General features: G+C 68.3%; 31 protein-coding genes, 1 tRNA gene and 1 other RNA gene. 5 read left to right on the plus strand and 28 right to left on the minus strand.

The window, feature by feature from the left end:
* From KA383_12755 to KA383_12870, 24 genes are all read right to left on the minus strand, one after another.
* On the minus strand, positions 1-699 hold the full coding sequence (locus KA383_12755; GenBank protein ID MBP7746992.1) for a hypothetical protein: 699 nt from the start codon (positions 697-699) through the stop codon (positions 1-3).
* The gene (locus tag KA383_12760; protein ID MBP7746993.1) at positions 687-3,575 is read right to left on the minus strand and encodes a hypothetical protein; all 2,889 of its coding nucleotides are present in this window, start codon (positions 3,573-3,575) and stop codon (positions 687-689) included. The genes KA383_12755 and KA383_12760 overlap by 13 nt, the downstream gene beginning before the upstream one ends.
* Positions 3,575-4,765 carry a hypothetical protein gene (locus KA383_12765; GenBank protein MBP7746994.1) on the minus strand — a complete coding sequence of 397 codons (1,191 nt, stop codon included), beginning with the start codon at positions 4,763-4,765 and terminating at the stop codon, positions 3,575-3,577. Before KA383_12765 ends, KA383_12760 begins: the two co-directional genes overlap by 1 nt.
* Positions 4,765-5,604 carry a hypothetical protein gene (locus KA383_12770; GenBank protein MBP7746995.1) on the minus strand — a complete coding sequence of 280 codons (840 nt, stop codon included), beginning with the start codon at positions 5,602-5,604 and terminating at the stop codon, positions 4,765-4,767. The genes KA383_12765 and KA383_12770 overlap by 1 nt, the downstream gene beginning before the upstream one ends.
* A gap of 3 nt (positions 5,605-5,607) precedes the next feature.
* Positions 5,608-6,411, minus strand: coding sequence for a hypothetical protein (locus tag KA383_12775; protein ID MBP7746996.1), 804 nt, complete (start codon positions 6,409-6,411; stop codon positions 5,608-5,610).
* Between the two features lie 10 nt (positions 6,412-6,421).
* Complete coding sequence (locus tag KA383_12780; protein MBP7746997.1) at positions 6,422-8,410, minus strand: phage tail tape measure protein; 1,989 nt, start codon at positions 8,408-8,410, stop codon at positions 6,422-6,424.
* Between the two features lie 3 nt (positions 8,411-8,413).
* Positions 8,414-8,851 (minus strand): hypothetical protein, encoded by a 438-nt coding sequence (locus KA383_12785; GenBank protein ID MBP7746998.1) that lies wholly within the window; start codon positions 8,849-8,851, stop codon positions 8,414-8,416.
* Entirely contained in the window at positions 8,848-9,270 is a 423-nt protein-coding gene (locus KA383_12790; GenBank protein ID MBP7746999.1) for a hypothetical protein, read from the minus strand. Before KA383_12790 ends, KA383_12785 begins: the two co-directional genes overlap by 4 nt.
* Position 9,271: 1 nt before the next feature.
* Positions 9,272-9,886 (minus strand): TRAM domain-containing protein, encoded by a 615-nt coding sequence (locus KA383_12795; protein ID MBP7747000.1) that lies wholly within the window; start codon positions 9,884-9,886, stop codon positions 9,272-9,274.
* Complete coding sequence (locus KA383_12800) at positions 9,868-10,095, minus strand: hypothetical protein (protein ID MBP7747001.1); 228 nt, start codon at positions 10,093-10,095, stop codon at positions 9,868-9,870. Before KA383_12800 ends, KA383_12795 begins: the two co-directional genes overlap by 19 nt.
* Positions 10,096-10,133: 38 nt before the next feature.
* Complete coding sequence (locus KA383_12805; protein ID MBP7747002.1) at positions 10,134-10,619, minus strand: hypothetical protein; 486 nt, start codon at positions 10,617-10,619, stop codon at positions 10,134-10,136.
* Positions 10,620-10,693: 74 nt separating this feature from the next.
* On the minus strand, positions 10,694-11,110 hold the full coding sequence (locus KA383_12810) for a hypothetical protein (GenBank protein MBP7747003.1): 417 nt from the start codon (positions 11,108-11,110) through the stop codon (positions 10,694-10,696).
* A gap of 54 nt (positions 11,111-11,164) precedes the next feature.
* Positions 11,165-11,839: a hypothetical protein gene (locus KA383_12815; protein ID MBP7747004.1), complete on the minus strand. Its 675-nt coding sequence runs from the start codon at positions 11,837-11,839 to the stop codon at positions 11,165-11,167.
* 8 nt (positions 11,840-11,847) lie between these two features.
* On the minus strand, positions 11,848-12,552 hold the full coding sequence (locus tag KA383_12820; GenBank protein ID MBP7747005.1) for a hypothetical protein: 705 nt from the start codon (positions 12,550-12,552) through the stop codon (positions 11,848-11,850).
* 12 nt (positions 12,553-12,564) lie between these two features.
* Positions 12,565-12,909: a hypothetical protein gene (locus tag KA383_12825; protein MBP7747006.1), complete on the minus strand. Its 345-nt coding sequence runs from the start codon at positions 12,907-12,909 to the stop codon at positions 12,565-12,567.
* A gap of 4 nt (positions 12,910-12,913) precedes the next feature.
* Positions 12,914-13,348: a hypothetical protein gene (locus tag KA383_12830; protein ID MBP7747007.1), complete on the minus strand. Its 435-nt coding sequence runs from the start codon at positions 13,346-13,348 to the stop codon at positions 12,914-12,916.
* A gap of 3 nt (positions 13,349-13,351) precedes the next feature.
* Positions 13,352-13,612, minus strand: coding sequence for a hypothetical protein (locus tag KA383_12835; GenBank protein ID MBP7747008.1), 261 nt, complete (start codon positions 13,610-13,612; stop codon positions 13,352-13,354).
* Positions 13,609-13,995, minus strand: coding sequence for a hypothetical protein (locus KA383_12840; GenBank protein ID MBP7747009.1), 387 nt, complete (start codon positions 13,993-13,995; stop codon positions 13,609-13,611). Before KA383_12840 ends, KA383_12835 begins: the two co-directional genes overlap by 4 nt.
* A 10-nt stretch (positions 13,996-14,005) precedes the next feature.
* Positions 14,006-14,341 (minus strand): DUF2190 family protein, encoded by a 336-nt coding sequence (locus KA383_12845; GenBank protein ID MBP7747010.1) that lies wholly within the window; start codon positions 14,339-14,341, stop codon positions 14,006-14,008.
* Positions 14,342-14,442: 101 nt separating this feature from the next.
* Positions 14,443-16,476, minus strand: coding sequence for a hypothetical protein (locus KA383_12850; GenBank protein ID MBP7747011.1), 2,034 nt, complete (start codon positions 16,474-16,476; stop codon positions 14,443-14,445).
* On the minus strand, positions 16,439-17,965 hold the full coding sequence (locus tag KA383_12855; protein ID MBP7747012.1) for a phage portal protein: 1,527 nt from the start codon (positions 17,963-17,965) through the stop codon (positions 16,439-16,441). The genes KA383_12850 and KA383_12855 overlap by 38 nt, the downstream gene beginning before the upstream one ends.
* A gap of 150 nt (positions 17,966-18,115) precedes the next feature.
* A complete protein-coding gene (locus tag KA383_12860; protein MBP7747013.1) occupies positions 18,116-18,484 on the minus strand; it encodes a hypothetical protein in 369 nt (122 codons plus the stop codon).
* A 55-nt stretch (positions 18,485-18,539) separates the two neighbouring features.
* Positions 18,540-18,611 (minus strand) — tRNA-Met (locus KA383_12865).
* Positions 18,612-18,652: 41 nt separating this feature from the next.
* Positions 18,653-18,850, minus strand: coding sequence for a hypothetical protein (locus KA383_12870; protein MBP7747014.1), 198 nt, complete (start codon positions 18,848-18,850; stop codon positions 18,653-18,655).
* Positions 18,851-19,044: 194 nt separating this feature from the next.
* On the opposite strand from KA383_12870, the gene KA383_12875 reads away from it, so the two are divergent.
* Entirely contained in the window at positions 19,045-19,704 is a 660-nt protein-coding gene (locus KA383_12875) for a hypothetical protein (GenBank protein MBP7747015.1), read from the plus strand.
* Positions 19,705-19,735: 31 nt separating this feature from the next.
* Here KA383_12875 and KA383_12880 read toward each other — a convergent pair whose 3' ends face one another.
* The 3 genes from KA383_12880 to KA383_12890 are packed head-to-tail and all read right to left on the minus strand — an operon-like array spanning position 19,736 to position 22,342.
* On the minus strand, positions 19,736-19,927 hold the full coding sequence (locus tag KA383_12880; GenBank protein ID MBP7747016.1) for a hypothetical protein: 192 nt from the start codon (positions 19,925-19,927) through the stop codon (positions 19,736-19,738).
* Positions 19,924-22,200: a phage terminase large subunit family protein gene (locus tag KA383_12885; GenBank protein MBP7747017.1), complete on the minus strand. Its 2,277-nt coding sequence runs from the start codon at positions 22,198-22,200 to the stop codon at positions 19,924-19,926. The genes KA383_12880 and KA383_12885 overlap by 4 nt, the downstream gene beginning before the upstream one ends.
* A complete protein-coding gene (locus tag KA383_12890) occupies positions 22,190-22,342 on the minus strand; it encodes a hypothetical protein (protein ID MBP7747018.1) in 153 nt (50 codons plus the stop codon). Before KA383_12890 ends, KA383_12885 begins: the two co-directional genes overlap by 11 nt.
* Positions 22,343-22,848: 506 nt before the next feature.
* Between KA383_12890 and KA383_12895 the strand changes: the two genes are divergently transcribed.
* The 4 genes from KA383_12895 to KA383_12910 all read left to right on the plus strand — a co-directional run bounded on the left by KA383_12895 (position 22,849) and on the right by KA383_12910 (position 24,399).
* Positions 22,849-23,037, plus strand: a complete 189-nt coding sequence (locus KA383_12895; protein MBP7747019.1) for a hypothetical protein — start codon at positions 22,849-22,851, stop codon at positions 23,035-23,037.
* A gap of 75 nt (positions 23,038-23,112) precedes the next feature.
* The gene (locus tag KA383_12900) at positions 23,113-23,475 is read left to right on the plus strand and encodes a hypothetical protein (protein ID MBP7747020.1); all 363 of its coding nucleotides are present in this window, start codon (positions 23,113-23,115) and stop codon (positions 23,473-23,475) included.
* Between the two features lie 3 nt (positions 23,476-23,478).
* Positions 23,479-23,546, plus strand: an RNA gene (locus tag KA383_12905) — hammerhead ribozyme type II.
* Between the two features lie 10 nt (positions 23,547-23,556).
* Positions 23,557-24,399: a winged helix-turn-helix domain-containing protein gene (locus KA383_12910; GenBank protein ID MBP7747021.1), complete on the plus strand. Its 843-nt coding sequence runs from the start codon at positions 23,557-23,559 to the stop codon at positions 24,397-24,399.
* A gap of 8 nt (positions 24,400-24,407) precedes the next feature.
* Here the strand turns inward: KA383_12910 and KA383_12915 are convergent.
* Positions 24,408-25,106, minus strand: a 699-nt coding sequence (locus KA383_12915) for a site-specific DNA-methyltransferase (GenBank protein ID MBP7747022.1), incomplete at its 5' end; no start/stop codon positions are given.

Below are 25,106 nucleotides of genomic sequence, written 5' to 3' on the forward strand. Positions count from 1 at the left end.
TCAAGCTCCTTTCGCCCCGCCGACCACTAGCCGGCGCTCCCACATCCAGTGAATCTCCGGCGCCCAAGACGCCGACGCGAACGCCACGAGCCGCTGGAGCTCCTCAAAGCGCGTCGCGCCGGGATCGCGGTACTCGAAACCGATGTTGATGGCGCCAACGTTGGGCACGCCGGCGAGCTTGGCGACCTCACGCGCCAGCCGGCGGCAACGGCCCCAGACGTTCGCGTCCAGCATCATGTAGACCATGCGGAAGAACGGCACCGCGGCCACGACCATCCCGACCTGCGCATCCGTCGGCAGCGAGCCGAAGAACGCGGTAGCGACCGAGTCGTTGTCCGGTGTAATCGCCGCCGTGACCATCAGCGCGTCGAACGGCCCCTCGACCACGAACAGCGTGTTCCCACCGGCCTGCACGCGGTCGGCGTCGTAGATCGTCGTCTTGTGCCCGCCTTCGACCGGGTAGCTCAACCAGCGCTTCCGCTCCCTCGCGTCGATGGCCCGCGCCGTGTAGCCGAGTTCCCGGCCATCCTCACGCACGGGGAACGCCACGCGCCGCTCCTCTTCGTCGAAGCGCAGGTCGAACCGCGGGATGAGCTCGTCCAGTCGCTCCGCGGGCACGCCGCGTCCGACCAGGTAGTCGTAGCCGGGCTGGGCAACGCCCTTCGGCGTCAACGGCGATAGCGCGCTCACATCACGCACGTTCCCGCTCCTGTCCACGTCTCGCACGGGCAATCGTGCATCCACGTCGCCGGGTCCTTGGTCAGGTCGTAGTTCCGCAGACGTGGCACGCCGCGGCCCTCGTACGGCGGCAAGCCGCCGTTGCGCCCAGGGGAGTGCCGATACGGCCGGCCGGAGCCATCGAGGTTCAGATCGACCGCGACCCAGGCGGCCTCGCCCTTGCACACCGGGAAGTCGCCCAGCGAGCACTGGCAGATGTGGCCGGTGCAGCACGCGCTCCCCGCCCATGCCGAGAAGCACCCGCTCTGCGAATCGACGAACTGCGCGCACAGCGGCCCGTACTCGCCGTGGTAGCCGTAGCCGGGGATCGCCGGCGGCAGCGCCAGCGTGTCGCCGAACGAGCAGTCCGGGCTGCAACCCGGCATCCCATCGCAGCCGGAGTACCACGACGGCACCAGCCCGCGCCAGTAGATGCCGGTCACCTCGTGGAACCACAGCCCGCTGTCCGGTCCCATCGGGTAGGTTTCGCCGCAGCCGAACATGTCGCCCAGGCAGTTGCCGCTGAACTCACTGCCCGGTGGACCGGTTGCCTTGAAGTACAGGCCGGGGTGCCAGACGTGGTCGAGGCGGTTCTTCTTGAACTGCCCGCCATGCGTCGCGTCCCAGCCGTGGTTGCAGGTGTCCGGCGTGCAGGCGTAGTAGCTGTAGCCCTCGACGCGGCGGAGGCAGTTGTAGCCGGCGTGCGGATCATCGACGCAGTGCTGCGTCTGCCAGTCCCATGAACGGCAACCCTTTTCGTTGCGGTGATAGCCGCAGCCGGGCGAGGCCTCCATGTCATCGCCGTAGCCGTCGCAGACCGTGTCCTCCCAATAGCCGCGCTCGCAGGGGCAGTCCGGGCTCGTCTCGGGCGAATACTGCGAGTAGCCGTGCTTGCGGCTCATCATGTGGCACTTGGCCGACTGGCAGTTCTGCGTGCACTCCTGCCACGTCGGCACCGGCCACGCCTCGCACGTGTCGGGGTACTCGGTCCACTGGTCGTCGTAGCCCGGCCCCCACTGGTGATACCAGTAGCCCAGGGCGTGGTCGTACGGCCAGCACGCTTCGGCGTTGGCGCAGCACTTGTCGCAGCCCTTGCGGTACTCGACGTGCGCCGTGCCGTAGCAGTCGTGATAGTCCGCGGCGTAGTGGTAGCCACAGTCCTTGCCCATGAACTGGCCGGGCGTGCGCTTGCGTGTGCACAGGCCGATCGAGGTCCACACGCCGTAGTCGATCAGGTAATCGACGGCGTCGATGATCTCCCGGATGTGGACGGCCTCGATCACGTCGCCCGGGCGCAGGCCCCACGACGGGTACTTCGCCCACACCTTGGCGAAGTCATCCCAGGTGGGCTCGTACATCAGGACGAACGTGCCCGGCGCCGTGCCCCACGAGTAGCCGCCGCCGTAGAACGGGTTGTTGAAGTGCAGGTCGTCGGCGTAGAGCATGTTGATGCCGCGCCAGGTCTTCCGCGCCGCGGCGCTGCCCCACGTCTCGCCCTGGCCGGGCTGGTGGTTCGGGTGATTGTGTAGCGGGCGCGGATCGGGCGTGGAACCGCCGACGAGGCCCTTGCCGCCGGTCATGTAGTGCGGGTGCACGTTGCTGCCCGACCAGCGGAAGCGGATCGGCATGGGCACGCAGCACAGGCCGTCATCGCCGCCGCGGAAGCGCGGGTTGTGGTGGAAGGCGTCGCAGCGGTCGTCGGTCTCAGCGCAGGTGTCGTACTCGCCCGTGCAGCAATCGCCGCCCAGCCACGACAGCACGAAGCGCACCATGTTGATGAGCGCCGGCTGGATCGTCTCGCCGCCGTCGCAGGCGAAGAAGTCGGTCCCGCGCCGGACGTCGACGCCGCCGTAGTCCTCCAGCATCTCCGGCAGCCCGTAGGCGTACGGGTTGAAGTGGGTGAACCACTGGAGGTAGTAGGCGTCCGCGTCCGCCGGCGGGCTGTCGCCGCCCGGGTCGTACTTCGTGATGTCCGGGTCTTCGGGGTCCGGGTCGTTATAGAAGTAGCGCACATACCAGCGCATCTCGGTCCCGTGCGCGTACGGGCCGCGCTGCGCCGTGTACGTCGTCGGCCCGCCGGACATAGCGACGAACGACCACGCCGACCACGCGCCGCCGGGCGCTTTGGTCTGGTAGTACAGCCGCACGTTCGTCGGCGTCGGCACGCCGCCCGGCTTCGTGTACGTGAACGTGACGACCTGCCCGGTCTTCTGGACGTAGCCAACGCCGTCTTGGCGGCCGGGCTGCGTGGCGCCAAACCAGCCGGAACCCTCAGGGTCGAACGGGTCGCTGGCCTGGTCGCGCGCGACGCTGCCCAGCGGGAAGTACGTCCGGTCGTGCGTGCCCGTCGCGAACTGCCCGGCCGGATCACCCGACCGCGTGCGGATCGGCACGCTGGGCTTGGGCATCGGGCAGCAGGGCGGATTCTCGCCCAGAGCGGCGTACTCCTTGCCCGACGGCTGATAGTCCCAGCAGGTGCCGGTCTCGTTGCAGCCGATCGGCCCCAGAATCAGCCGGCGCTCCCACATCTCCGGCCCCCACAGGCAGCGCGGGTGCTGGCGGTCGTACCACTGGCGCTTCGGGCTGCCGTTCGGCCGTGAGCCGAACACCGCGTAGAGCAGGCCTTCGAGCTTCTCCAGCGCCAGCGCGAACTTGCCGCCCAGCGTGTCCTCCCAGTTGATCTCGCCCGCGCCGGCCGGCGGTGAGCCCTTGGGCAACACTTTCACCCCGGGCGGATGCAGGTCCGACCACTTCAGTTGCCCCGGATACGTGCCGCCGGGCGCAGCGAAGCCTTCCTCGCCGTGCGAGTGCGTGCCGTACGTCGCGTGCTTGTCGCTGGTGATGTCCACGTACGGCATCAGACCCCCTCCAACTGGAAGCGCACCTTGCCGGGCACGCGCAGCGTGTCGCCGTTGGGCACGCTCGCCGGCGGGTCGATCGGAGTGAGCCACATGAGCTCGTTGCTTCCGCCCACCACGCCGTACACGGCCAGCCCGCCGAACGGGCCGATGGCCGCACCACTCGTGTTCTGCCACTGCGGGACGGTGGCGGATTCCACACGCGGCGGCGGGCCCGCGACGTACGTCCACGAGCTGAGCGCGACCGCGGCGAACTGCGCGTGGAAGAACGGCGAGAGGTCGGCGTACGTCGTCCGGCGCGTGACCGCCGGCGCTGTTGCCAACAGTGGCCGGCAGTAGATCGTCGTGTACCGGCTGCCGGTCTTCTGGAATGCGTACTTCGCGAAGCGCAGCGCGAAGTCGCGCGTGATCCGACCGAAGATCCGGGCCTGGTAGATGACGTGCAGCGCCGTTCCCGGGCGCAGCAACGCGGGCGCCCGGAACCCCGCCGCGGCTATCAGCTTGTTCCGCGACGTGTCGGCGACGAACGCCAGCGTGATGGGGAACCCGCCCATCTTGCGGAAGTCGCACAGCCAGTCGAGCTCGCCCGACGGGTCCCACTGGTACATGTACGGCCGCAGACACACGTTCGGGTTGTACGGGTCGCAATCCGTGCCGCAGCGCTTGCGTGGCCGCTGCCAGGGATAGCCGACCTCGGGCTCCCACGACTCCTTCGGCGTCCACTCGGGCGGCGGCTGCTCGATCTCCTCGGGCGTCCAGGGGAAGTCCCAGTCCGCCGCGGCCTGCGGCGACCACGAGTGATTGTTCGGGAACGTGACCTCCTGCGAGAGAAAGCCGCCGCCGTCGGCCTCCATCGAAGCCGTGAAGTTCAGCGCCTGCCGGGCGTAGCCAAACGACGTCCGCATGGGGCTGGTGTAACAGCCGCCTTCATTGGCCTGCGCGTTCGTACACTGGGCAAACGTGAGCGTCGGGCCGAAGCCCGCGCCGCCGCCGGTGTTCGGCCGATCGTTCGGGTAGCTGGGCGTCGGGCCGGCAACGCCCATCTGGAACGTCATCGCCGCCTGATACGCAGGGAAGAGCTGCCGGTAGACGTACTCGATCCCCTCGTACGCCAGCAGATTCGGCAGCGCGAACCGCGCGAGCTCGCCGCCGGAGTCCAGATCAACATGTCGCACCAGGAACCGGCCCATCAGTACGTCCCCCGGTAGTGCGACCGCGTGCAGACGAAGGCATCCACACCCGGATCGGGCGCGGCGAAGATCAGCACCACGTCGCCGGCGACGAGCGGGTTGACCCACTGCCCGCCGGCGCCCTGTTCCTCCAGGTTGAAAACGTTGTTGTACGCCGCGCCGCCGCCGACCTGCGTCCAGACCCCGTCTTCGTCCATCGTGGCCTGCACCGCGGCGTAGCGGTACGGCGGCGCACTGCCCGACTTCGACGTGATCATCGCAAACGCCGCCGCCATCGACGCCGCGCCCGTCGGCAGGCCGATCTTCGCCACGACCCACGCAACCGTCGGGTCGGGGTCGCGTTCGCTGGGCGGCTGCACCCACAGCAGGCAGGCGGAGCCCGCCGCGCCGCTGTCGAGCTTGTCGGCCTGGCCGTCCTTCGCCTCGGCGAAGACGTGGCCCTCGTCATTCATCTTCACACGGGCGACGCAGACGCCGTCCACGCAGCCGCGACCAAACAAGCCGTTCTTCACAGGCTCGAGCAGGATCACGAACCGGCCGGCGTGCGCCGCGGTGGGCGTGACGCCCTTCAGCGCCACACGTTCCTTGAATGCGTCAGCGTTGTCCGTGGGTTTGATGACGGTGCCGGCCACACCGAGCACGTCGAAGCGCTGGCGATCGGCGCCGCTGTCGTTGCGGATCAGGACGATCCCCGTCTGCCGCCAATCGGGCAGCCCGTCACGGGTGGCGCTGCGCTGGCGCTCCTGGTAGTCCCGTGCCACATCCACGAAGGCATTGAACGTCGCCGCCGGGATGACGAGCGGGTCGCCGCTGCGGACTTTCTTGAGCGTCGTGCTCATGGCTCACCCGATCCCCAGCAGGCTCAGGTTACCGTCGTCGTACACCCGTTCGATGTAGACCGCGATCGGCTTCTTCACGAGGGCCTTGGCGATGGTGTCCTCGCTGTCCGCGTAGCGCACCCACAGGTACTCCCAGCCCTTCTTGTTGATGCCGGTGATGTCACCGATCGTGAGGTTCGTGACGTTCGAGCTGGCCGCGAAGCGGAACGTGATCTCCCAGTCGCCGTAACCGCGCCGCGAGCCGGAGGCCCCCAGGAACAGCACCTCGCCCGCGCTGAAGCCCTTGAACGCGCCGCTGTTCACGCGGCCGGTGAGTTGGAACAGCGTCATGCGGTACGCCGGCGTGACCGTCGTGTCCGGCAGGTAGTGTGTCTCGGCGAACTGATAGACCGGGACGGTGATATCGACGCCTTCGACGCTGTCCGCCGTGACGCCGATCGCCCCCTTGAAGTCCGGCGCTGTGCCCGCCGGGTATTTCGCGATCGTCTGTTTGCTCTGCGTGACGTGCTGCGTGCCGCCGCCGGTGTCGAAGGCGAACGTCGACTCGTTCGTCGGTGTGAACGGGCCGTACCGGACGATCCCCTCCCACAGCTCCTCACCAATCGGCTGCACGCTGACGGTGTCCCGCGGCAGGAAGAACCAGCCGCTGCCCCACGGGTCGTACGTGGCCGGGCTGCCGGCGACCAGGGCGTTGCGCGCTGCGACGTCGTCGTTCGTGCCACGGATGGTGTACCGCAGCTCGACCGAAGGGCTCGTGCCGGTGGTGACCAGCCGGCTCTCGAACTTCTCGACGACCTCGACAGGCAACGCAGGTCTCCTACGCGAAAGTCAGGCGTCCGGCGGATTCGGCCAGACGCTTCGTGTGCTTGGCGGTCTCCTCGGTGGCGCGCGCGGTTCGCTCGGCAGCGCTGCCGCCGCCCAGCCCCGCCGCGCCGAGTGGGTTGAACGTGCCGATCACGCTGATCTTCTGCGCCAGCAGGCTGCCCAGCCCGGCGAGCTGATCATCCAGGCCGGCCAGGGGATCGACCGGGGGGCGCTTCGGCGCCGCGCCTTCGGCATCGGCGGCCTCGCGCTTGCGCCGCGCTTCCGCCACGGCGTCGTCCAGGGCCTTGCGGGCTTCGTCCAGTTGCTGCTGTGTTGCCTTGACGCGCGCGTCGGTTTCCTGATCGAGCTGGCGCTGCGCGTCCTGGTCCTGGCGGCCGATCTCCTCGAGCGCCCCCTCGTGCGTGCTCTTGGCGCGCTCGCGCTCGGCCTGGCGCTGCGCTTCGCGGGCCTGCCGCGCCGCGTCACGCTGCCGGTCGATCTCCGCGTTGACCGACGCGAGGTCCTCGTCGGCCATCTGCTTGGCGGCGTCGACGTCGAGCGTCTCGTCGAACAGGCCCCACAACTCGAGCAGGCGCTTGGTGGTCCAGTTTATCGCCGCGTTCCAGGCCTTCTGGAACCCCGCCGTGAAGCTGGTCCAGGTCTGCGAGAGGAACGACGTGGTCTCGATCCAGGCGACCTCGAGCGCGTGGAAGCCGATCTCGGCTGCGGCGAGGGCCCCGTACCACATGCCGTAGGCGACGCTCAGGAAGAAGCGCTTCGCTTCCAGCCACGCCCGGTTCAGCGCGGCCACACCCTGCTGCCACGCTAACTTCAGGCTCAGCCAGAGGATCTGCGCGGCCAGGTTGATGTCCCCCGCGGCCAGGGCGTCTGCGATCCCGCCCATTACCTTATATACAGTGTCGCGCAGCCGGCCGAACTGCTCGCCCAGCCAGGTCAGCGCGTCGCTCCCGGCGCCTGTGACGACCAATAACGTCGTGCCGAGTGCCACGGCCGCGGTGATGACCAGCCCGATCGGCGAGATGATGGCCGCCAGCGCCGTGCCAATCGCGCCGAAGGCCGCGCCGATCCCCGTCACAACCGTGGCCAGCCAGCCGAACACAGCGCCGACACCCGAGATCAGCGTTCCCGCCACAATCAGGCCCACACCCACAGCGGTGACGGCGGCGGCCACCTGCAGCGCGGTGACGATCAGGGCTTTGTTCTGCCTGAGCCACTCCGTGACGCGCACGACGGCGCGCGTAACCGCGTCGCCCAGATCTTTGATGGTCGGTGCCAGGGCGGCGCCGATCGTGAACGCAGACTGCTTGAGCACGCGCCAGAGCGTGTCGAGCGTGTCCGCCAGTGCAGCCGCATCTTTGGCGGTTTCGGTGGAGACGGTGAGGCCGAGCTCGCGGGCCTTGCGCTGGTATTCCTCCAGTCCCCTTGCCCCATCCGCCAGCAGTGGCAGCAAACGCGTCCCGCTCTTGCCGAAGACCTCCATCGCCAGCGCGGCGCGCAACGTCGGGTCCTGCACCTTCGAGAGCCGATCGGCGATGAGCTTGAACTGCTGCTCGGGATTGAGATTGATCAGGTCGGTGACGCTCAGCCCCAGCCGCGCCAGGGCCTCGGTCGCCGACTTCGACCCCGTCGCCGCCTCTGTGACGACCTTCTGCATCTTGCGCAGGCCGGTTTCCAGGGTCTCCAGGTCGGTGCCGGCCAGGTCGGCCGCCCAGCCGAGTTCCGAGAGCGTCTCGACGCTCACGCCGGTGCGGGCCGACATCTCGTCCAGCGCATCGCCGGTGTCCACGAAGGCCTTCACCGTGCCGCCCAGGAACGTCAGCGCCGCCGAGCCCAGCGCCCCGAGCTTGAGCCCCACGGAGCGCACACCCTCGCCGAAAGCCCTCAGCCGCTGCTCGGCCTTCTGCAGCCCCTTGGCGATCTTGTCGTCCACGCCGAGCTCGACGAACGCCCGGCCGGCGCGGATGCCCTTCGTGTTCGCCACGGACTACCCTCCGCGCACGCTGCCGCCCCAACGCTTCGGGAGCTGCGGCCGCTCCTTCTCCAGCGCCGGGCCCATGAACGCGCGCCGATCGATCGTCACGCGCGTGCGCACGACCTTGCCGTGCCGGCGGCGCTGGATTTCAGTCTTCCCGCCGAATTCCAGGACATTCGGCGCCGTGCCCCGCTTGAACCCGACCGGGCCGACGACGACCGAATTGCTGGCCGGGTCGTATCCGAAGTAGATCAGCCGGCGCAGCGAGCCTTCGTGCGAATGCGGCGGTTTGCCGGGCGGCGCGGAGCCCTTCTTCGTGCGGATGCTGTGCTTGGCGGTCGTGCGGATGAACGCGCCGGCCTTCGACAGTACGGCGCGTTTCGCTTTGTCGACTGCGCGCAGCACGGTCTGCTTGTCGAAAAACAGGGCCTTGATCCGCATCGTGATCATGTCTGGAGCTTCCCGCACGGATGCGCCGGGCCGTGCTTACCGTTCTGCTTGATCCGCAGCATCTCGCGCCGGTGACTGAGCACCAGCGCGAGCAGCAGCGCCAGCGCCACAACCAGCGTGGCGCCGACGCCGAATTCGCTGCGGTAGCCCGCGACGTCGCCGCCAACGCCCGTCGCCTGAACTTCGGCGCGGAGCGTGTTTTCGACGGTGGTTTCAATGGAGCTGGTGAGTTTCGCCTGCACGCCCGCGACGATCTGGCCGCTGAGTTGCTGCACGTCGAATGCGGAGGCCTCGGCCGCAGGATGCGACGTCGCGGGCGGCGGCGCCACGGCCAGTCGCGGTTGCGACTGGCTCGCGGCGCAGCCGGCCAGCAATGGGGCGAGCGCGACGAGCACGACAATCAGCACTCGCGCGCTCACGTCAGTGTCCTTCGGCGAGGCGCGCGGTGACCAGGCGGCCCTCGCGTGCGGTGACCTCCGCGGCGACGGACTGGCCCAGTCTGTCCGCCGCGCCCTGGACCACGACCAGCGTCCCGTCTGGGAGCCGCGCGAAACCCTTGTTCTCGTTGCGATCCACATCGGTGATGGTCACCTGGATCGTCGCCGGCAAGTCGGCGATTGCCCCGGCTTCCGCCGGGCGCGACGCCGCGGCCGGCTGCGTGGTGGGCGGCGACACTTTCTCCTTCTGGTGCGGGCTGCTCTCGGTCTCCTCGTTGCTCGTGCTGGAGACTTGGAGCTGACCGGCGATGCCTTCGACACCGACCGACGCGGCGCCCTCCACGCCGGTGACCCACTTGCCCGAGAACTTCACGACGTACGTCGGGTTGATGCCCTGGGCGCCGGCCTGGATCACGAGCTGCTCGACGCCCTGCGACAGCCCTTCGCGCACGGCGGGGATGATCGCCTCGTCGGCCAGCTTGTTGGCAAAGTGCTCCACCGGCGGCTGCGGGTTGAGCGTCGAGCAACCGGAAAGCCCCAGCAGCGCCAGGATGGCCAGCAGAATGCCGGCAAACGTCTTCAGGTAGCAGAACCACATACACTGTCCTCCGTCCTTGGAGCCACGGTGCGAGGGAACCGTCCCTCGAGGAACACCGCTTTGAGATCGTCCATGTCGATCGGGATGGGCGCCGGCCGCTTGGCGAACGGATCGAAGTCAGCCGGTTTGAACGCCCGGGTCTTCTTCGGATCGCGGTGGCAGTTGGCGAGCAGAGCCATCAGCGCGCTGTTGCGCGCCCACTCGTCCATCGCCCGCGCCTCGGCCATCGCCAGCAGTTCGCGGAGCGTCAGCCGGCCGGGCTCGACGCCGATGATGCCGGCGCAGCGCCAGACGAGCTGCCAGACGTCGCGAGCGCCTGGGCGACGAGGGCTTCGGTGTCCACTGTCGCCAGCCTGGCGTCGATCACGTCCCGCGCCTTGTCCATCACGTTCCACGTCGTCGCGAGGATGCGTTGGAGGTTCGCCCGATCCCTCGGGCTCGGGGAAAAACCCACGAGTTCCTCCAGCAGTGCCTTCGTCGCGTGCTCGATGGCATCGCCCGCCATCGCGCGGCCGAGGTCCTCGTCGGTGACGCTCTTGGCGTCCGCCTCGGGCTTGCACACGGCGTAGATGACGTCACACAGCAGCACCGGGTCGCGGTAGAGCCTCTCGATCAGCTTGCCGTCGAGAATCTCCAGCAAATCCACGCTGAGCAGGCCGCGCACGCGTTTGATCGCGTCCACGTTGATCGCGACCGTCCACGTCCGACCGGCGTTGTCGGTAAAGGTCTTCATAGAAAAGCCCTTAGTCTTCAGCCATCAACCATCAGCCAGAACCATCAGCCCGCCTTCCGGCTGAAAGCTGACAGCTATGTCCCTGTGACCCAGTTGCGGAACGCGGCGAGCTTCGCGGTCACGCTGACGGTGATCGCCTCCTCCAACTCTTCGCTGCGGCTGAACGACGTGATCGAGAAGTCGCCGTCCGGCCCCTGGCCGCCTTCCTTGTCGAGCACCTTCAGGGCTATCAGGCCGGCGGTGAGGTAGGCGTTCTTGATCGCGGTGAACCCGGCATCCGCCGGGTCCCAGATCATCTCAAACTCGACCGAGCATTCGCGCAGCGTGGGCGCCGTCGCGCGCCAGCCCTGATTGGCTCGTGTGGTGACATCCGCCTCGCCCGCCTCCAGATTCAGCGTGACGTTGCGGACGTTGGTCATTTCGGTGGATGCGGGGTTTCCGGCCGCGCCGTGGTACAGCTTGGCGTTCATCCCCAGTACGAAGTTCGCCATGTTCAGTCCTCCGTGACTGCCGCGCGTGCGCTGCCCTGCGGTGTCCCTGCGGCGCTACGTCAGCCCGAGTTCGATCACCGTGCCGGCCGTGGCCCGCAGGTACACCGTCTGGCCGTAGGACGGGCCGAGCATGACCATCGAGTCGGCCGGGATCGTCAGCTTCGCGGTCGCACCAGACACGTCCCGCACCTCCACGTTCGCCGCCAGCGGATGCACCACCAGCGAGGCGCCGCGCGGCACCTCGACGGCCTGGTCCGAGCCCGTCGCTGTCAGCGCCTCGAGCGCCTTGAAATTCATGGGCCACTCCTTCGGTTTGAGAGGCACGACGGGCGGCGTGTGCAGCAGCACGTGCAGTCCGGCCGCAGTGGCCCGCAGGCCATAGCCCGTATTGACGACCGCCCCGACCAGCGCGGCGTTGACCTCCGCGCGCGTCCACGGCTTGGCCGTCGCAGGGGAGTTGCGGGCAAACACGAAAACCGTGTCGTACGCACCGCCGGGCAGGAAGTTCGCGGTGGCCTGCTCGGCGCCGCCGACGCGCAGCGTGACCCGCCCGTTCCCGCTGCTGCTGTTGCGCCAGCACACCGCTGCGGCCGCCGCCACGACCTTTTCGCCGGGCGCGAGCGCCACGTCGGCGGCGCCCACGTTGAACGCCGCACCGGGGTAGCTGCCGTCGAGGTACGTGCTGTCGCCATCCTGTGGTACCTGTGCCACGTATTCCCAGTAGTCCACGGCTCACCTCAGGGCACGGCTTCCGGGGGCGGCTCGTCCGGCGGGTACGGGTACCAGCCGTACTGTGTCCCGTTGGCGTTGACGTTCAGCCGGGCGACGCGCGTCGTCGGCCCGTAGAACTGGCCGTCGTCGCACGTGTAGATGTCATCCACGTCCAGCGTGTAGCCCTGCGAGGCGAGGTTGAACCGCTTGCCGAGCGCGGCGCTGTTCATCGACCCGCCCGGCGACGCAAGCCCTTGCGCCACGACGCGACCGTCCATCCGCCAGACGTAGCGCTCGAACAGCACCGCGAGTTCGCAGTGGTACCAGCGGCCGAGCACGACCGGCCCGAAGCTGGCGATGTACGGAGCGCCCGACGCGCCGATGTGCAGGCGGAGCGTGCCGTCCTGTCCCAGTCGCAACGAAGCCCGGTGGGTGCTGGACGAGGCGATGTAGAGCAGGTACTCCCACGTGCCCGGCGACTGCGGCAGCGCCATCAACCGCATCCCGAAGCCCAGCGTGTACGCCGTTCGGCTGATGCTGGTTGGATTGCCGTTGGCGTCGAAGCCATTGGCCACTGAGAGGAACGCGGTACTGGTGCTCTGCGGGACGACGATTCGGCAGCCGTAGTTGCCGCTGCGCTTGTAGAGCATGCCGACGCTGACCGAGCCGCCGATTGCGACCAGCTCGTTCGTGTCGGCCGCCTCGAAGCCCGCGAACCACTGCACCGGCATTGCCGCCGCCTCCTACTTCGGCTCTCCGCCAACCTCGCCGCCGACTTCACCGACTCCCTGCCGGTGCTCCCAGCGCGGGCCGTCGAACGGACACTCCTTCTCCCGCGTCAGCACGACGCTGCGGATGGCGCCGTCGTCCTCGAAATCCACCCATAGCCGTTGCGGTTCGAGCAGCTCCGCATCGACAAACGTCGCCCGCACCGCCGCCAGCACCGAGTCGCGTCTCTCGGCCGGCGACCGGCCCGCGGCACGCGTGAACTGATCGGCCAACCACGCGCGGGTGACCGTGATCTCCCGCCCGCTCACGAGCGTGATGACAGCCCGGTCCTCGGCGACGGCGAGTGATTGCACGTTCACGGCGTCATCTCCGCACGCGATACGTCACGGTCAGGACGCTGGTGAACTGGCGGTGCTGCTCCAGATGCTCCGGCGCGAAGACGGGCTCGTTTTCGAGCGACAGCCACACGGCGGCCGTGAAGCCGTCGAGCTGCTTGCCGCGCAGGTGATCGCCGATCTCCTCGACCAGCCTCATCAGCGCATCGAGCTCGGCCGGCTCGTCCGGGTTCACCTTGCGCTGCACGCCGATGTCGATCGCGCAGTCATAGAAGCCGTCGGCACGCGTGGCGGCACTGATCGCCAGGCTCTTGGGGATGACGGTGACCTTCACCGCCGCCAGCGCCGGCAGTTCGATCACCGGTCGATAGCCGCGCTCGGCCTCGAACGGCAGGCTGAACGTGCCGTCCTGGAGCTTGGCGACGATCGCGTCGGCGAGCGCAATGAGTGTGCTGTCTGCCATCGGTCACGACCCCTTCATCAGGCTTTCGATCCACGTCCCGACGAACTTCAGCAGCAGCGTGCCGACGCCACAGAGTGTTGCGAAGGACAGCTTCTGGATCACCGCCAGTCGGGACTCGACGCGCTCCATCCGCACGAGCAGCGACTTCTCGGGATGCCCGTTGCCGAAGACGACCGAACGGATCTCCCGCACGTCCTTCAGGCACGCCGGCTCGTGCGGGCATCCCGCCGGCTGCGTCGTCGTTGTTGCTCCGTCATGGCTCATGTGCCGCGCTCCATCCCGATGAACTTCGTGTGAACCCGCAGCGTCCGGCGATACGGGTCGCTGTAGCGCCAGGGCGGTTCGCCGCCCGGCGCCATCACCTCGTAGAGGAAGATCTGCTCGCCGTCCGTCTCGCGAATCCGGTCGCCGGCTTGCGGCAGTACGACCTTGCCGCCAAGCACCAATTGGGCGGCCGATACCAGGAAGTCCCGCGATTCGGTGCGGTGGATCACGCCGTATTCGTCGGCCTGCTCGAACTCCGTTCGGCCGATCGTGGCCGGCAGGTCCGCGCTGTCGCCGCCGCGGAGGTACGCGACCGTCCGCGACATGTGCCGCGTACGCTGGTCTTCCAGCCACGCCGCGCCTTGTTCGAGCAGGTCCGCCACGCCAGCGCTCCTACTGGCTCATCCGCACGCGCACCGTCGCATCGCCGTCCGCCGCCGCCTTGACGCACTTGCCGATGAGCTTGTTGCCCGCGGCGGTCGTCGTGGCGACGTTGTTCGTGTCGTCCCAGTACACGTTGGCGCCGGCGCTGATTGCGGTGCCGCCGCCCGTGGCCTTGGCGAAGTCGAGCACGCCGTCCACGGCCAGCGAGCCCAGCACGCCCGCCGCGATCGGCGTGCGGGCCACGCCGATGAGTTCGCCTTGTACGATCACGTCGCCGGCCGCGACCGCCGAACCCGGCGTGTAGTCGATCGACGCTCCCTCGTGCACGAATGTTGCCTGTGCCATGTGAACCTCCGAGTGCAGAGTTCTGAGTAGCAGGTAGCGAGTGATCGATGCCGCATCGTGGGTATCAACTCGCTACTCGCCACTCGCTATTCGCGACCCCGCTACACTTCGCCCTTGCTCTTGGTCCCGCCACGCGGTTCCTGCAGATTCACACCGAAATCGTGGTAGCCGCGCATCTGCACGCCGAGCACGTTGAAGTCGGCGTCGGCGGTCTCGATCGTCGGGGCCTCCTGCCCGTTGAGGAACGCGACCTCGATCACCGGCAGGTCGATCGGGTCGGCCAGGAGATACCAGGCCTTCTCCGAGTAGCCGGTGTACTGCTGGTTGCTCAGATACCGGCTGACCTCGACGCGGAACTTGCCCGTGTGCGGGTTGGCGACCGGGTAGGTCTGGTCGTCCACCGCGCTGCGGATTTCCAGCGACTTGTACAGCACCGTCGCGATCGCGCTCAGCGCGGTCGGCACGAGCACCACCGCCGGCATCGCCCCGAGCGGCTTGCCGTCCGGGTCGGTCTGGTTGAGGAACGCGACCTCGGCCTTGCTGAGCCCCTCGATCGACAAAGCCGTGTCGGCCCCGCTGAGGAAGTTCTTGTTGGCAACGCTGAAAAAAGCGGCGTTGTTCATGAAGACCGACCAGAACACGTCGTTGATCTTCAGGCCGGACCCACGGCCGAGCTTGCGGGGCACCGTGGTGATCGCACCCAGGTCGTCGTTGATGATGTCGCGACGGTCGATCGACAGGAGCAGACCGTACGTGTCGGCCTTGTTCGTGTAGGCCTGCTCACCGAGCGTGCCGTGCTTCAGCTCGCCGCCCGGGGCGACCTGCTCGTACTGGTCCTTGCCGATCAGCCGGTAGCTGGTGACCGTCTTGAAGTCCGACACGTTGCGGACCGCGCAGATGTTCCGCCACGTGCGCTCGACGCTGGAGAAGCCCTCCAGCAGGAACTTGTTGGCGACGTTGCTGAGGATGCCGCCGATGTCGATGGTCGAGAAACCGGCCTGGAGGTTCTGGCCGAAGGCGAAACGCAGCACCTCACGGCTGTCGCGAAAGTTGCGGCCGGTGTAGCCGTTGGCCCAGGCGGCCTCGAGCAGCAGTTCCTGAAGCCCGATCCCGCCGCGAAAGCGCCGCGCCGCTGTGTCGAGCGTCTGCTCGTCGTACAGCGCTTCGATCTTCGTGACCTTGCCGGTGAGCAAGCAGGCCGCTTCGAGGACCTGGCCGCTCATCGTGTCGCTGGAGACGTGGACCGCCGGCGCCTTGGGACGACTGGCACGCAGCTTCTCCAGCTCGGTCTTCTCCTCGGTCCACCCCTCGGCGATCGCCTGCTCCTCGATCTGCGCGAACTTGCTCCCGCAGATGCGGCGGATGGCGGCGATGCGCTTGCTCTCGGCCAGCGCCTGCGCGCGGATTTCGCTCGTCGGGTAGACGGACGGGTTGGCCTCCGTGCCATTCCCGTCCGTCAGACCCGCGCGCGTGGATTCCGGCGTAGCCGGTGGCTTGGTCTCAGCGGTCTGTGTGACCGGCGTGTCGTTGTTGTCATCCATGACGTCGTTCTCCTGCTGCTGAGCCGCAATGGTCGCGGTGGTGCCGCCGTCGGCGCCGAGGTCCACAAAACTGATCTCCCCCAGCACCGTCCGCCGGGCGACGTAGAGCGGGCCGTCGAACGTCCGGCCGTTGACGGTGACGCTCTTGCCCGCCCGCACGAAGTCGGCCTGGGCCACCTGCGCCCCGATCGACGCCTGCCACGGGAAGCCGCGCTTGCCGCTGGCCACGACCTCCCGCGCCACAGCGGTCTCGCGGCTCACGACGCCCTCGGCGATCAGCCGGCCGCCCTCGATGACAATTCGCTCGGTGTGCCCCACGCCGGCGTACATGCTGTGGCCGAAGCGCACCGGCCGACGCTGCGACGGGATCGAAAGGCCCTCGAGGTCGACCACCACCGGGTAGCGCCAGCCCTCGACGTGCATCGGCTCGCCGGTGTAGGCCAGCATCGTGAAGCGCGGGACGACCGGGGCATCGCCCTCCACGGCCGCCGCTTCCAGAGTGATGCGTTCGGCCTTGCACACGAGCGACAACTGATCGGGAACCTGCTCCGCAGCCTCACGCGGCCTGGCGGGCGTCTTCGTCGTCCGTGACATCGCCCTCATCCTCCTGTTCGTCTTCCGTGACCGCGGGCGCCACCTGCGCCGTCGTCAGTCCCAGCTCGCGCATCAACGCAAGCTCGCGCCCGCGCTGGCGCAATTCGCTCTCCCAGTCGAGTCCCTGCTTGGCGTACTCGGCCGCCAGCGTCGTCGTGCTGCTTGCCAGGCGCGTTGCCTGGGCACTGGCTTCCTTGGCGGGGTCGACGTGCTCGAAGCCGTCCCAGAACCACTGGTGCGGGAACTCGGCATCGCGCGTCCGCAGCGACTGCGGTAGATAGCCCTCGATCAGCACGGCCTCATTCAGCCAGGCGGTCAGCACGCGGTCGAGCACCATGTCGCTCAGATAGACCTGGTCGATGCGGATGGCTTTGAAGAAGGCTTGGTGGTCGAGCCGCCCCGAGGCGTAGTTGTAGCCCGAGGAGTTCCCGGCCGCGATGTTGAACGGCATGTTCAGGCACCGCGCGATCTCGTTGAGGATCTCCCGCTTGAACATGTCGTAGGTCGTGGCCGGCTGCTCGGCCTTGATCTGCGACGGCTCCCAGCCCTCGGGCGTGAACACGGCCATGTTCGGGGCGAACTCCATCTCCGTCATGGGTTCGACCTCGGCCGCCTCGCCGCCCGGGGGCGCACTGGTCTTCATCAGCACGGCGATGTTCGCCGCGCTTTCCGCCGCCGCGATCACCGCCAGCGTGTACCGCCGGAGCTGCGCGAATAGCGGCAGCGCCGGCGTGATCTCGGGAATGCCGCGGCTTTGGCCGGGTCGCTCTGGACGGAACAGGTGGATGACCGACTCGGCCGGCAGCACGTCGAACTCGGGCCCACTGCTGTGGAACGCCGAGCTGTCGCCGGGGTGCCGGCGCAGGACCGTGTACGCGACGGCGTTGCCGAACTCATCGAAGGCGATGCCGTCGACGATGTTGGCCAGGGCATCGAGACCGCGAACCCGCTGCTCACGCGGCGGCGACGCGACTTGGTCGGCCTCGATCAACCGCAGGTCGAGCGTGACTGGCACGCTGGCGGGCGGGGACGCCCGCCCCACCCCGGGATTGCTGGTCAGGAGCCCGAAACACTCGCCGCTTTCGCACTGCCCGACACGCATCGCGCGGAGCTTGTGGGCCAGGCCGACCGCTTTCGCCCAGCGCGTGAACTCCTTCTCGACGATGCGGTTCGCGTCGGGATCGTCAGTCAGCATCTGGAGCCGCGGTCCGGTGCCGACGACATAGTTCGCCAGCGTCAGGACGATGCCCTTGGCGTAGCTGTTGTTGGCAACTTCGTAGCGCGCCCGGCTGCGCAGGATGCGCCGCACGTTGGGGCTGGCGGCGACGTTGGGCGACAGGTGATCGGCGCTGGCCCAGTGCTTGCGGTTGTCAGGCGTGGTCTGCGCCGCGTCGTACTTGCCGCGCACGACGACCAGACGGCCGCGCGGCGCAGTAGCGCCGCCGGCCGTCCGCAGCCCGAGATGTCGCAGCCACTTGAACAAATTCACACCGCTCCGGGCCGGACAACCATCTCTCACCGTTCCATTCGCGTCACGAGGCCGCCGGTCGCGCCGTGCAGCCAGCGCGCCCATCGAACCAGCCACCACGCCCACCACGGCCGGCGGCGCGTGGTGAGCGTGATGATGCTGGAGGGGCCGCTACTCACGGACATGGTCCGCCACGCGCGCCAGGATCGAGTACGGCCGGCCCGGCTCGGCGATCGTGAACTCGCGCGTCGCCGGCTCGCCCTCGACCAGGTCGAGCTCGAACACCTGCGCGCCGTTGAACTGGAGCGCCGCGTCGAAGTCGTTGCGGTACAGCTCGGCGGTAGCCGCGTCCGCCTGGATCACGACCGCCTGGCCGAACGTCAGACCGGAAAGCGGCGAGCCGTCGGCGTCCGTGGTAGGCGGCGTGAGCGTGAACTCGCCGGCGTGGTTGGAGATCTGCCGCGCCGACAGGCCGGGCGCGCCGGGGGCCTGAATGTTCATCGTGTCGAGCGTCGCGATCGTGACCGGGCCAAACGACATCCGTTTCTCCTTGAAGATGAGGATCAACCGGCGCCGCGACCGTCGCGCCGCCGACTTGCGGGAGCGGGATTCGAACCCGCAGCTCCGGCTCATGAGGCCGGCATGTTGCCGCTACACCATCCCGCCACACCGGCGGCGCAGGGCGGCCGCCTGCTGGCTGCTTGCGCGTTACGTCGTGCCGGGTGGCACGATCTTGACGCGGGCCAGCGCCTTGGCGGGGTTTTTGGCCGCCTCCTTGGACGCCAGGTACTTGTCCGCCTCGATCTGGTCCTGCAGATCGTGCTGCTCGACGCTGCCCGCGTCGCCCTGGGCGCGTTTGGGACCCTCGGCGTTCTGCTTGATCGCGTCGGTCAGGTCTTCCGGCACGGCATCACCTCTCCTTCACTACCTACCGCCGTGCCGGCGGAACTGTCCGCCGCGGGCGCGTCTAGCCGGGCAAGTGCTCGCGCTCTCGTGGGGCGGGTTCCATATCTGGAAAGAAATTGCCCCAGCCTTCGGTTGGCCGTATCGTTTCCCGCACTACAAACGCAGCGCGACCGGAATCAATGCGGAGGTGGCCGATGCCGTTGTCGCAAGCGGCAAAGCAGGTGCTGGTTAATCGGATACGCAGAGCGATTGATCGAGCAAGGAGCCTGTATGACCGCATGGTCGTCAACGGAATGACCCGAAACCACGCAGGTACCCCCGTTCATCTGCGTCAGGTTGATCGGCGCGATGCTGCGCAGTTCATCTTCTTCGAGCTGGCCGCCAAGTTTGAGTCGTTCCTCGTGGATGCCTTTGCGATGGAAGCCCGGATCAAGTTCGACGTGCAGCCGCAAAGAGCGGAGTACATAGTGGGCCACATTGACCGCGGCCTGGATGGTGTCATGGGCTGGGCTGTCCCCAGGAACATTCGCGACCGTGCACGTCATTTGCACGGCGTAAGCGGGTTCTTTGCGCGCCTCGATTCCCTCCTAGGAAACACGACTTATCAACGGCTGCACCACGCCCACGTGGTTCGCAATCGCATTGCCCATGCGTCAGGCAGTGCCGTGTCTCAGTACCGCCAGATTCTCGGCGCTCTTCAAGTCCCTGGGGCCAGCCGGCAGGGGCTGAGTCCTGGTCGCTTGCTGGTGGAATACCCATCAGCCACGGCTGTTGGGGATAGGTGGTTCCATCGCTTCGTAAGCGCCTACACGCAATGCGTCGACAGCTTCAACCGCAGCGTTCGAGTGTCGTGACGCGGCGCCCCAAGCTCTTCTGCAAGTTTGATCACCTGACCGCCCGTTCGCAGGTGGTCATCCGCTGCCCGCAGTGCCGACAGCGGCGGTAGCGGACGATCATGCCGTTGGCCCGGCGGGTGTGATCCACGAAGAAGTGTCGGCAGCCGCACTTGCGGCACTCGAGCCCCCGCTCGTCCTTGTCGGGCGGCCAGCTCCCCCGTTCTCTGCGAAGCCCGGTCATGCGCCCTTCCTCCGCAGATCCGCCTGCGTGTAGCGCTTGCGCGGCCGCGTGGGCAGCGCTTCGCCGGGGGCCTTAACGCCCGCCAGCGACGCGGCGGCGGCGCAGCCCACCAGGCAGTCGAACCAGTGGTTGTCGGGCCGCGTCGGGCGCGGTGACCACTCGCGCACCACGCGCCCCAGGCCCTGCACCTCGACCCACGTCTCGGACTGCGCGACGTGCTCGGCGAACAGCTCGTGCTCGCGGCCGTCCTTGCCGAACAGCGCGATGCAGCCGCGATCGCCGGCGGCCGTGGCCAGGCCGGCATGCACGAACGTCTTCCAGTAGTTCACGTCCACCAGCACGTGCTGGAACTCGGCGGTGCGGCGGACGTTGGGGATGTACCAGTAGTGACCATGCACCTCGCCGGGGTGGCGGGTGTACGTAGAAAGCGGCTTGCGGGCGGCGCGGATGCCGACGCCTTTGGCCAGCATCATCGCGGCGCCGCCGACCTTGCGCTTGACGTCGGCGGCGATGCCCGGTTTGTACCCCATGTCCACCAGCAGCCGGTCGATCTTCATCAACCCGTCGCCGCGCTGCCACTCCCGCGCGAGGTACGCCGATACGAGCTTCTCCAATCCGGCGTGGATCGCTCCGTCGGTTCCGGTCCCCGGAAACGCCCGCCCCAGCGTGCGTTTGGCGGTCGCCAGCGTGAAGCCGTAGCGTTTCTGCTCGGGGAAGGTGCCGTAGTCGATGACGTAGCCGGTGAAGTTCTCCTCCCACGCGCAGACGCAGTAGTAGAGCAGCCGATCGTGCACATCGATGAACATGGTCAACCGCGTGCAGGCCAGCGGCACCTGGCCGCGCAAGTAGCCGCTCGTCTTCTGGCAAACCTGCTCCGGCGTCAGGACCTGGTCGTCGAACTGCGTCAGCACCGGCTCGTTCTGGTACTCGCTGGCGAACGCCTCGGGGCCGACTTTGAGCTTCAGATTCATGGCGTGCTGGATGGCGGAGAGCTCGGTCCGGGCGTCGTACCGGGCCGGCCAGGCGACGACCGCGCCCGCATCCATCCCCGCGCGACGCTGGCCGTAGAACTCGGTCGCGGCCTCGGTGCCCTCGGTGCGGCGGACGTTGGCGTACTCGTCCCACAGCTTGTCGTTCGTCGGAAAGGCATAGACGAGCTTCGTGCATTCGCTGTCCCACTCTGGGTTCTTCTCCCGGTCCAGCACCTGGTCGGCGAGGTCGCCGTCGTAAATCTTCGTGCAGGTCAGCACCGCCGCGATCTGCTCGCCGGGACCGGCCATGCCCAGCACGTCGCCGTTGAGCAGCTCCATGCGCCGTCGGGTCTGCGTCGGTGACGCCGCCGACTGGCGGGTCTGCGGGTCGTCGAGCAACACCAGCGACGGGCGGATCACCGAGCCGTCCACGCGCGTGTGCTGCTGTCCGCGCATGTTCGCATCCAGGCTGGTGGTCGTGATGATCGACCCGCTCGACGGGCTGACCTCGTGGCCCTCCTCGCGCAGGGCGCACGGCAGGTGGTCGCCCTCGATGGTCGGGAAGACCAGTTTCTCCTGGCCCCAGTGAACGTGCGTCAAACGGCCTTCGATGTGTTGTTGAAGCTGCCGCTTGGAGCTGTTCTCCAGGCAGCGCAGCGGGTAGACGGTCTCGGGGAAGTCGGCCAGCAGCAGCGGGTTTTCGACGATGTGCTTCTTGATCGGCAGCAGCAGCTCCTTCGCCCGGTCGTCCGCTGCGCCGATCAGGCACACGAACGGTCGATAGCCGTAGAGCACCGCCCACAGCGCCGAGCAGCGCGCCAGCGTCGTCTTGCCGCTGCCGCGCGGCATGGCGAAGGCGAATAGCCCGCCGGCGCGCACGGCCCGCTCGATCCGCTCGATGACGCGGAGGTGGTCGCCCGACCACTCGCGGTGGAACGCCGCCGGGAAGTAGGTCTCACAGAACTCGCGGAACGATTCCTCGCAGCGCCGGCGTCGCTCGAAGTCCACGATCTCAGGGATGGGATGGATGTCCTGCGACGCCTTGGTCGCGGCGCGGTTGCGTTCGGCCTGCCGCCGCCGCGCCTCGGCGTAGTCCATCCGAGCGGGCCGCGGCCGGTCCAACTCGTCGATGAGCCAGCGCACGTAGCGCACCAGGTGGACGTGCGCGCCGTCGCCGAATTTCAGCGCCCCGGCGTCCATCTGCCGGCGCAGGCGCGAGCGCGTCAGCACCGTCCCCAGCGGCGTCGCGTTCACCATCTGGAGCAGCTCGCTCTGCGTCAGCCGGGACGGGTCAATCGCCATCGCGCTCCTTCAACTGCCGGTTCAGCCAGGCCGTGTAGCGCACGAGGTTGATTCGCCCGTCCGCGCTGACCGGCGCGCCGCGGGCCACATGCTCGCGGACTTTCTCTTCGGCCACGCCCAGCAGCCGGGCGAGTTGGGCCACGGTCAGCGCCGCCGGGTCCAGTCGCGCTTGGGCAGCGGCTGCACCTGCCTGCACCGCGGCAGGCCGGTCGGTTCGGCTTGCCGAACGGCTGTCGTGGTCGCCTGTCACGCCGCCGCCCTCCAGTTCGCGCCCTCGGGCCGCCGCTGCGCCGCGGGGCGCGTCCCGCCGTGGTCCGGTACGCCTAGGGCCGTCTGGTCGCCCCACGGGCCAACCCTGGCCGCGTGGGGGGCCACGTGGGGGTCGGCCAGACGCCGCGGCCCGGCGGCCTGGCCGCCGACTCGGACCTGGCGCCAAGATATGCAAGGAATTCTCGGAATTCTCTCAGGGTCGCCTTGCTTTCCGGCCGACCGGCTGGACTCATGTGGATGTACGCACGGCGCGTACGCGGAGACAGGCAGATGACCAAGAAGCGGAACACGATGTCGTTCGACGCGACCTTCGCCCGGGCCAAGCGGATCAAGGACGCCCGGTGCCAGGCCGCCCGAACCGGCAACCACGACGAGCTCATCGAAGCCCGGATCGCGGACATCGCCGCGACCCACCTGGTCGGCGTCGAGACGCTCGAGACGCGGAACAGCGACCGGCTCGACTTCCACGAGGTCTCGGTCGCGACGCTGCGGCAGGCCCTGCGGGCGGCGTACCTTGCCGGCCACAGCGACGCCCTTGAGTTCGCGAGCGGCCGGCCGATCCGCTAGTGACCCGAACGCGAGCGCCCCGCGGGGTGCCAGCGCCCGGGCCGCGATGGGGCGGCCGGTAGCAGGAGCACAAGCATGGCGAGCAGATTCGATGGAGCGGTACACGACGAGGCCAGCGCCGACATCGGCAGCAACCGCGACGGCGAGCGCGTCGTCCGCCTGGACCTGATGTACACGCGCGGAACGGCGCCCAGCCAGACGACGATGATCCTGACACTCGACGCGGCAATCGCGCTTCGCAACCAACTCGACGGCCTGTTCGCCGCCGCCGGCGTCGACGACAGCGGCGGCCTGGTCGACGAGGACGACGCCTGCCCGAACTGCGGGGAACGTCGCCAGGACATGCTGGTGTGGATCGAGAACTCGGCTGTCGAGAACGAGGTGCAGTGCGAAGCCTGCGGGATGGTCTACCGGCTGAGCCACACCGCCCAGCAGTAACGCCGCCGAAACGCGGGGATGACCCGCGTCGCCCGGGCGCGTGAGACCCGGGCCTGACGAGGCAACACGAAGGAGACGTGCATGAAGAAGAACGACGTCGAGACTGGCGCGACGTATGTCGCCAAGGTGAGCGGCAAGCTGGCCCGCGTGCGAATCCAGCGCGAAAGCCCGCACGGCGGCTGGGACGCGGTGAACGTCGACACCGGCCGGCATGTGCGGATCAAGAGCGCGCAGCGCCTGCGCTTCGAGGCCGCCGGCCCGAAGCGCGCGAAGGCGATCGCCGCGGCCGACCAGGAGAACGCCCGGCTGCGCGACGAGCGCGAGCGGTCGCCCGATGGGATGACCGCCAGCGAGCGGGCGATGGCGGAAAGCGCCGTCGCGACCGTAACGGCAAGCGATGAAGTGGAAGCCGCACCTGACGCCGGTGACCCCGATGTGTGCGCGACGGTGGGCTGCGGCCGGCCGGCGGCGCTGACGTACCTGGGCCGCCCGCGGTGCCAGGAGTGTTACGAGGACGATGTCGCCGATGGCGACGAGACGAGTGAGACCCCCAACCACGAGGAGATCGACATGGCAAAGGCGAAGAAGACGACGAAGAAGAGCGCGGCGAAGACCACGAAGGCTCCGAAAGCGGCCAAGCAGCCCAAGGCCCCAAAACCGAAGGCTGCCAAGCCCGCCGGCGAAGCGAAGCCGAAGCGCGTCAGCGCCCTGGACGCGGCCGCCGAGGTTCTGAAGAAGGCGGGCAAGCCGATGCGGAGCCAGGAGATGATCGCCACGATGGCCGAGCAGGGCCTGTGGACCAGCCCCGGCGGCAAGACGCCGCACGCCACGCTCTACGCGGCGATCCTGCGCGAGATCGGCGCCAAGGGCAGCGAGGCCCGCTTCCGCAAGACCGACCGCGGGCAGTTCGAGTACGCCGGCTAGCGCCGACATCACGCACCCTCCCCTGAAGCCTCGGCGACAACCGGGGCTTCCTCTTCGGCCTGAGCGTTTTGGGCGTCCCCGCCGATCCGCTCCGCCTTCCGGCCCGTGAACTTCTCCCAGCGCTGCACAATCACATCGCAGTACAGCGGGTCGAGCTCCATCAGGAACGCCCGCCGCCCAGTCTGCTCGGCGGCGATCAGTGTCGAGCCGCTGCCGCCGAAGAGGTCCAGCACGTTCTCGCCCGATCGCGACGAGTACTGCATGGCCCGCACCGCCAGCTCGACCGGCTTCTCGGTCAAATGGATCATCGATTGCGGGTTGACCTTCTTGACGCGCCACAGATCAGTGACATTGTTGGGGCCGAAGAACCGGTGGGCGGCGCCCTCCTTCCAGCAGTAGAAGCACCACTCGTGCGCGCCCATGAAGTCCTTCCGCGTCAGGACCGGGTGCTCCTTGTCCCAGATGATGGCCTGCGAGAAGTACAGGCCGACCTCCTTGAGCACCGGCGGGTAGTTGCCGCAGTTCGCGTAGCCACCCCAGATGTAGGCGATATGACCCGGAAGCAGCACGCGGGCCAATTGGCCGAACCAGGCGCGCAGCAGCCGGTTGAACTCGTCCTGGCTCACGAAGTCGTTGGCCAGCGGGCGGTCCTTGGGGCGCATCTTCGCCGTGGTCGCGCCCTTGGCGCCCTGCCGCGCCACGTCGAA

The sequence above is a fragment of the Phycisphaerae bacterium genome (assembly GCA_017999985.1).
Taxonomy (GTDB): domain Bacteria; phylum Planctomycetota; class Phycisphaerae; order UBA1845; family Fen-1342; genus JAGNKU01.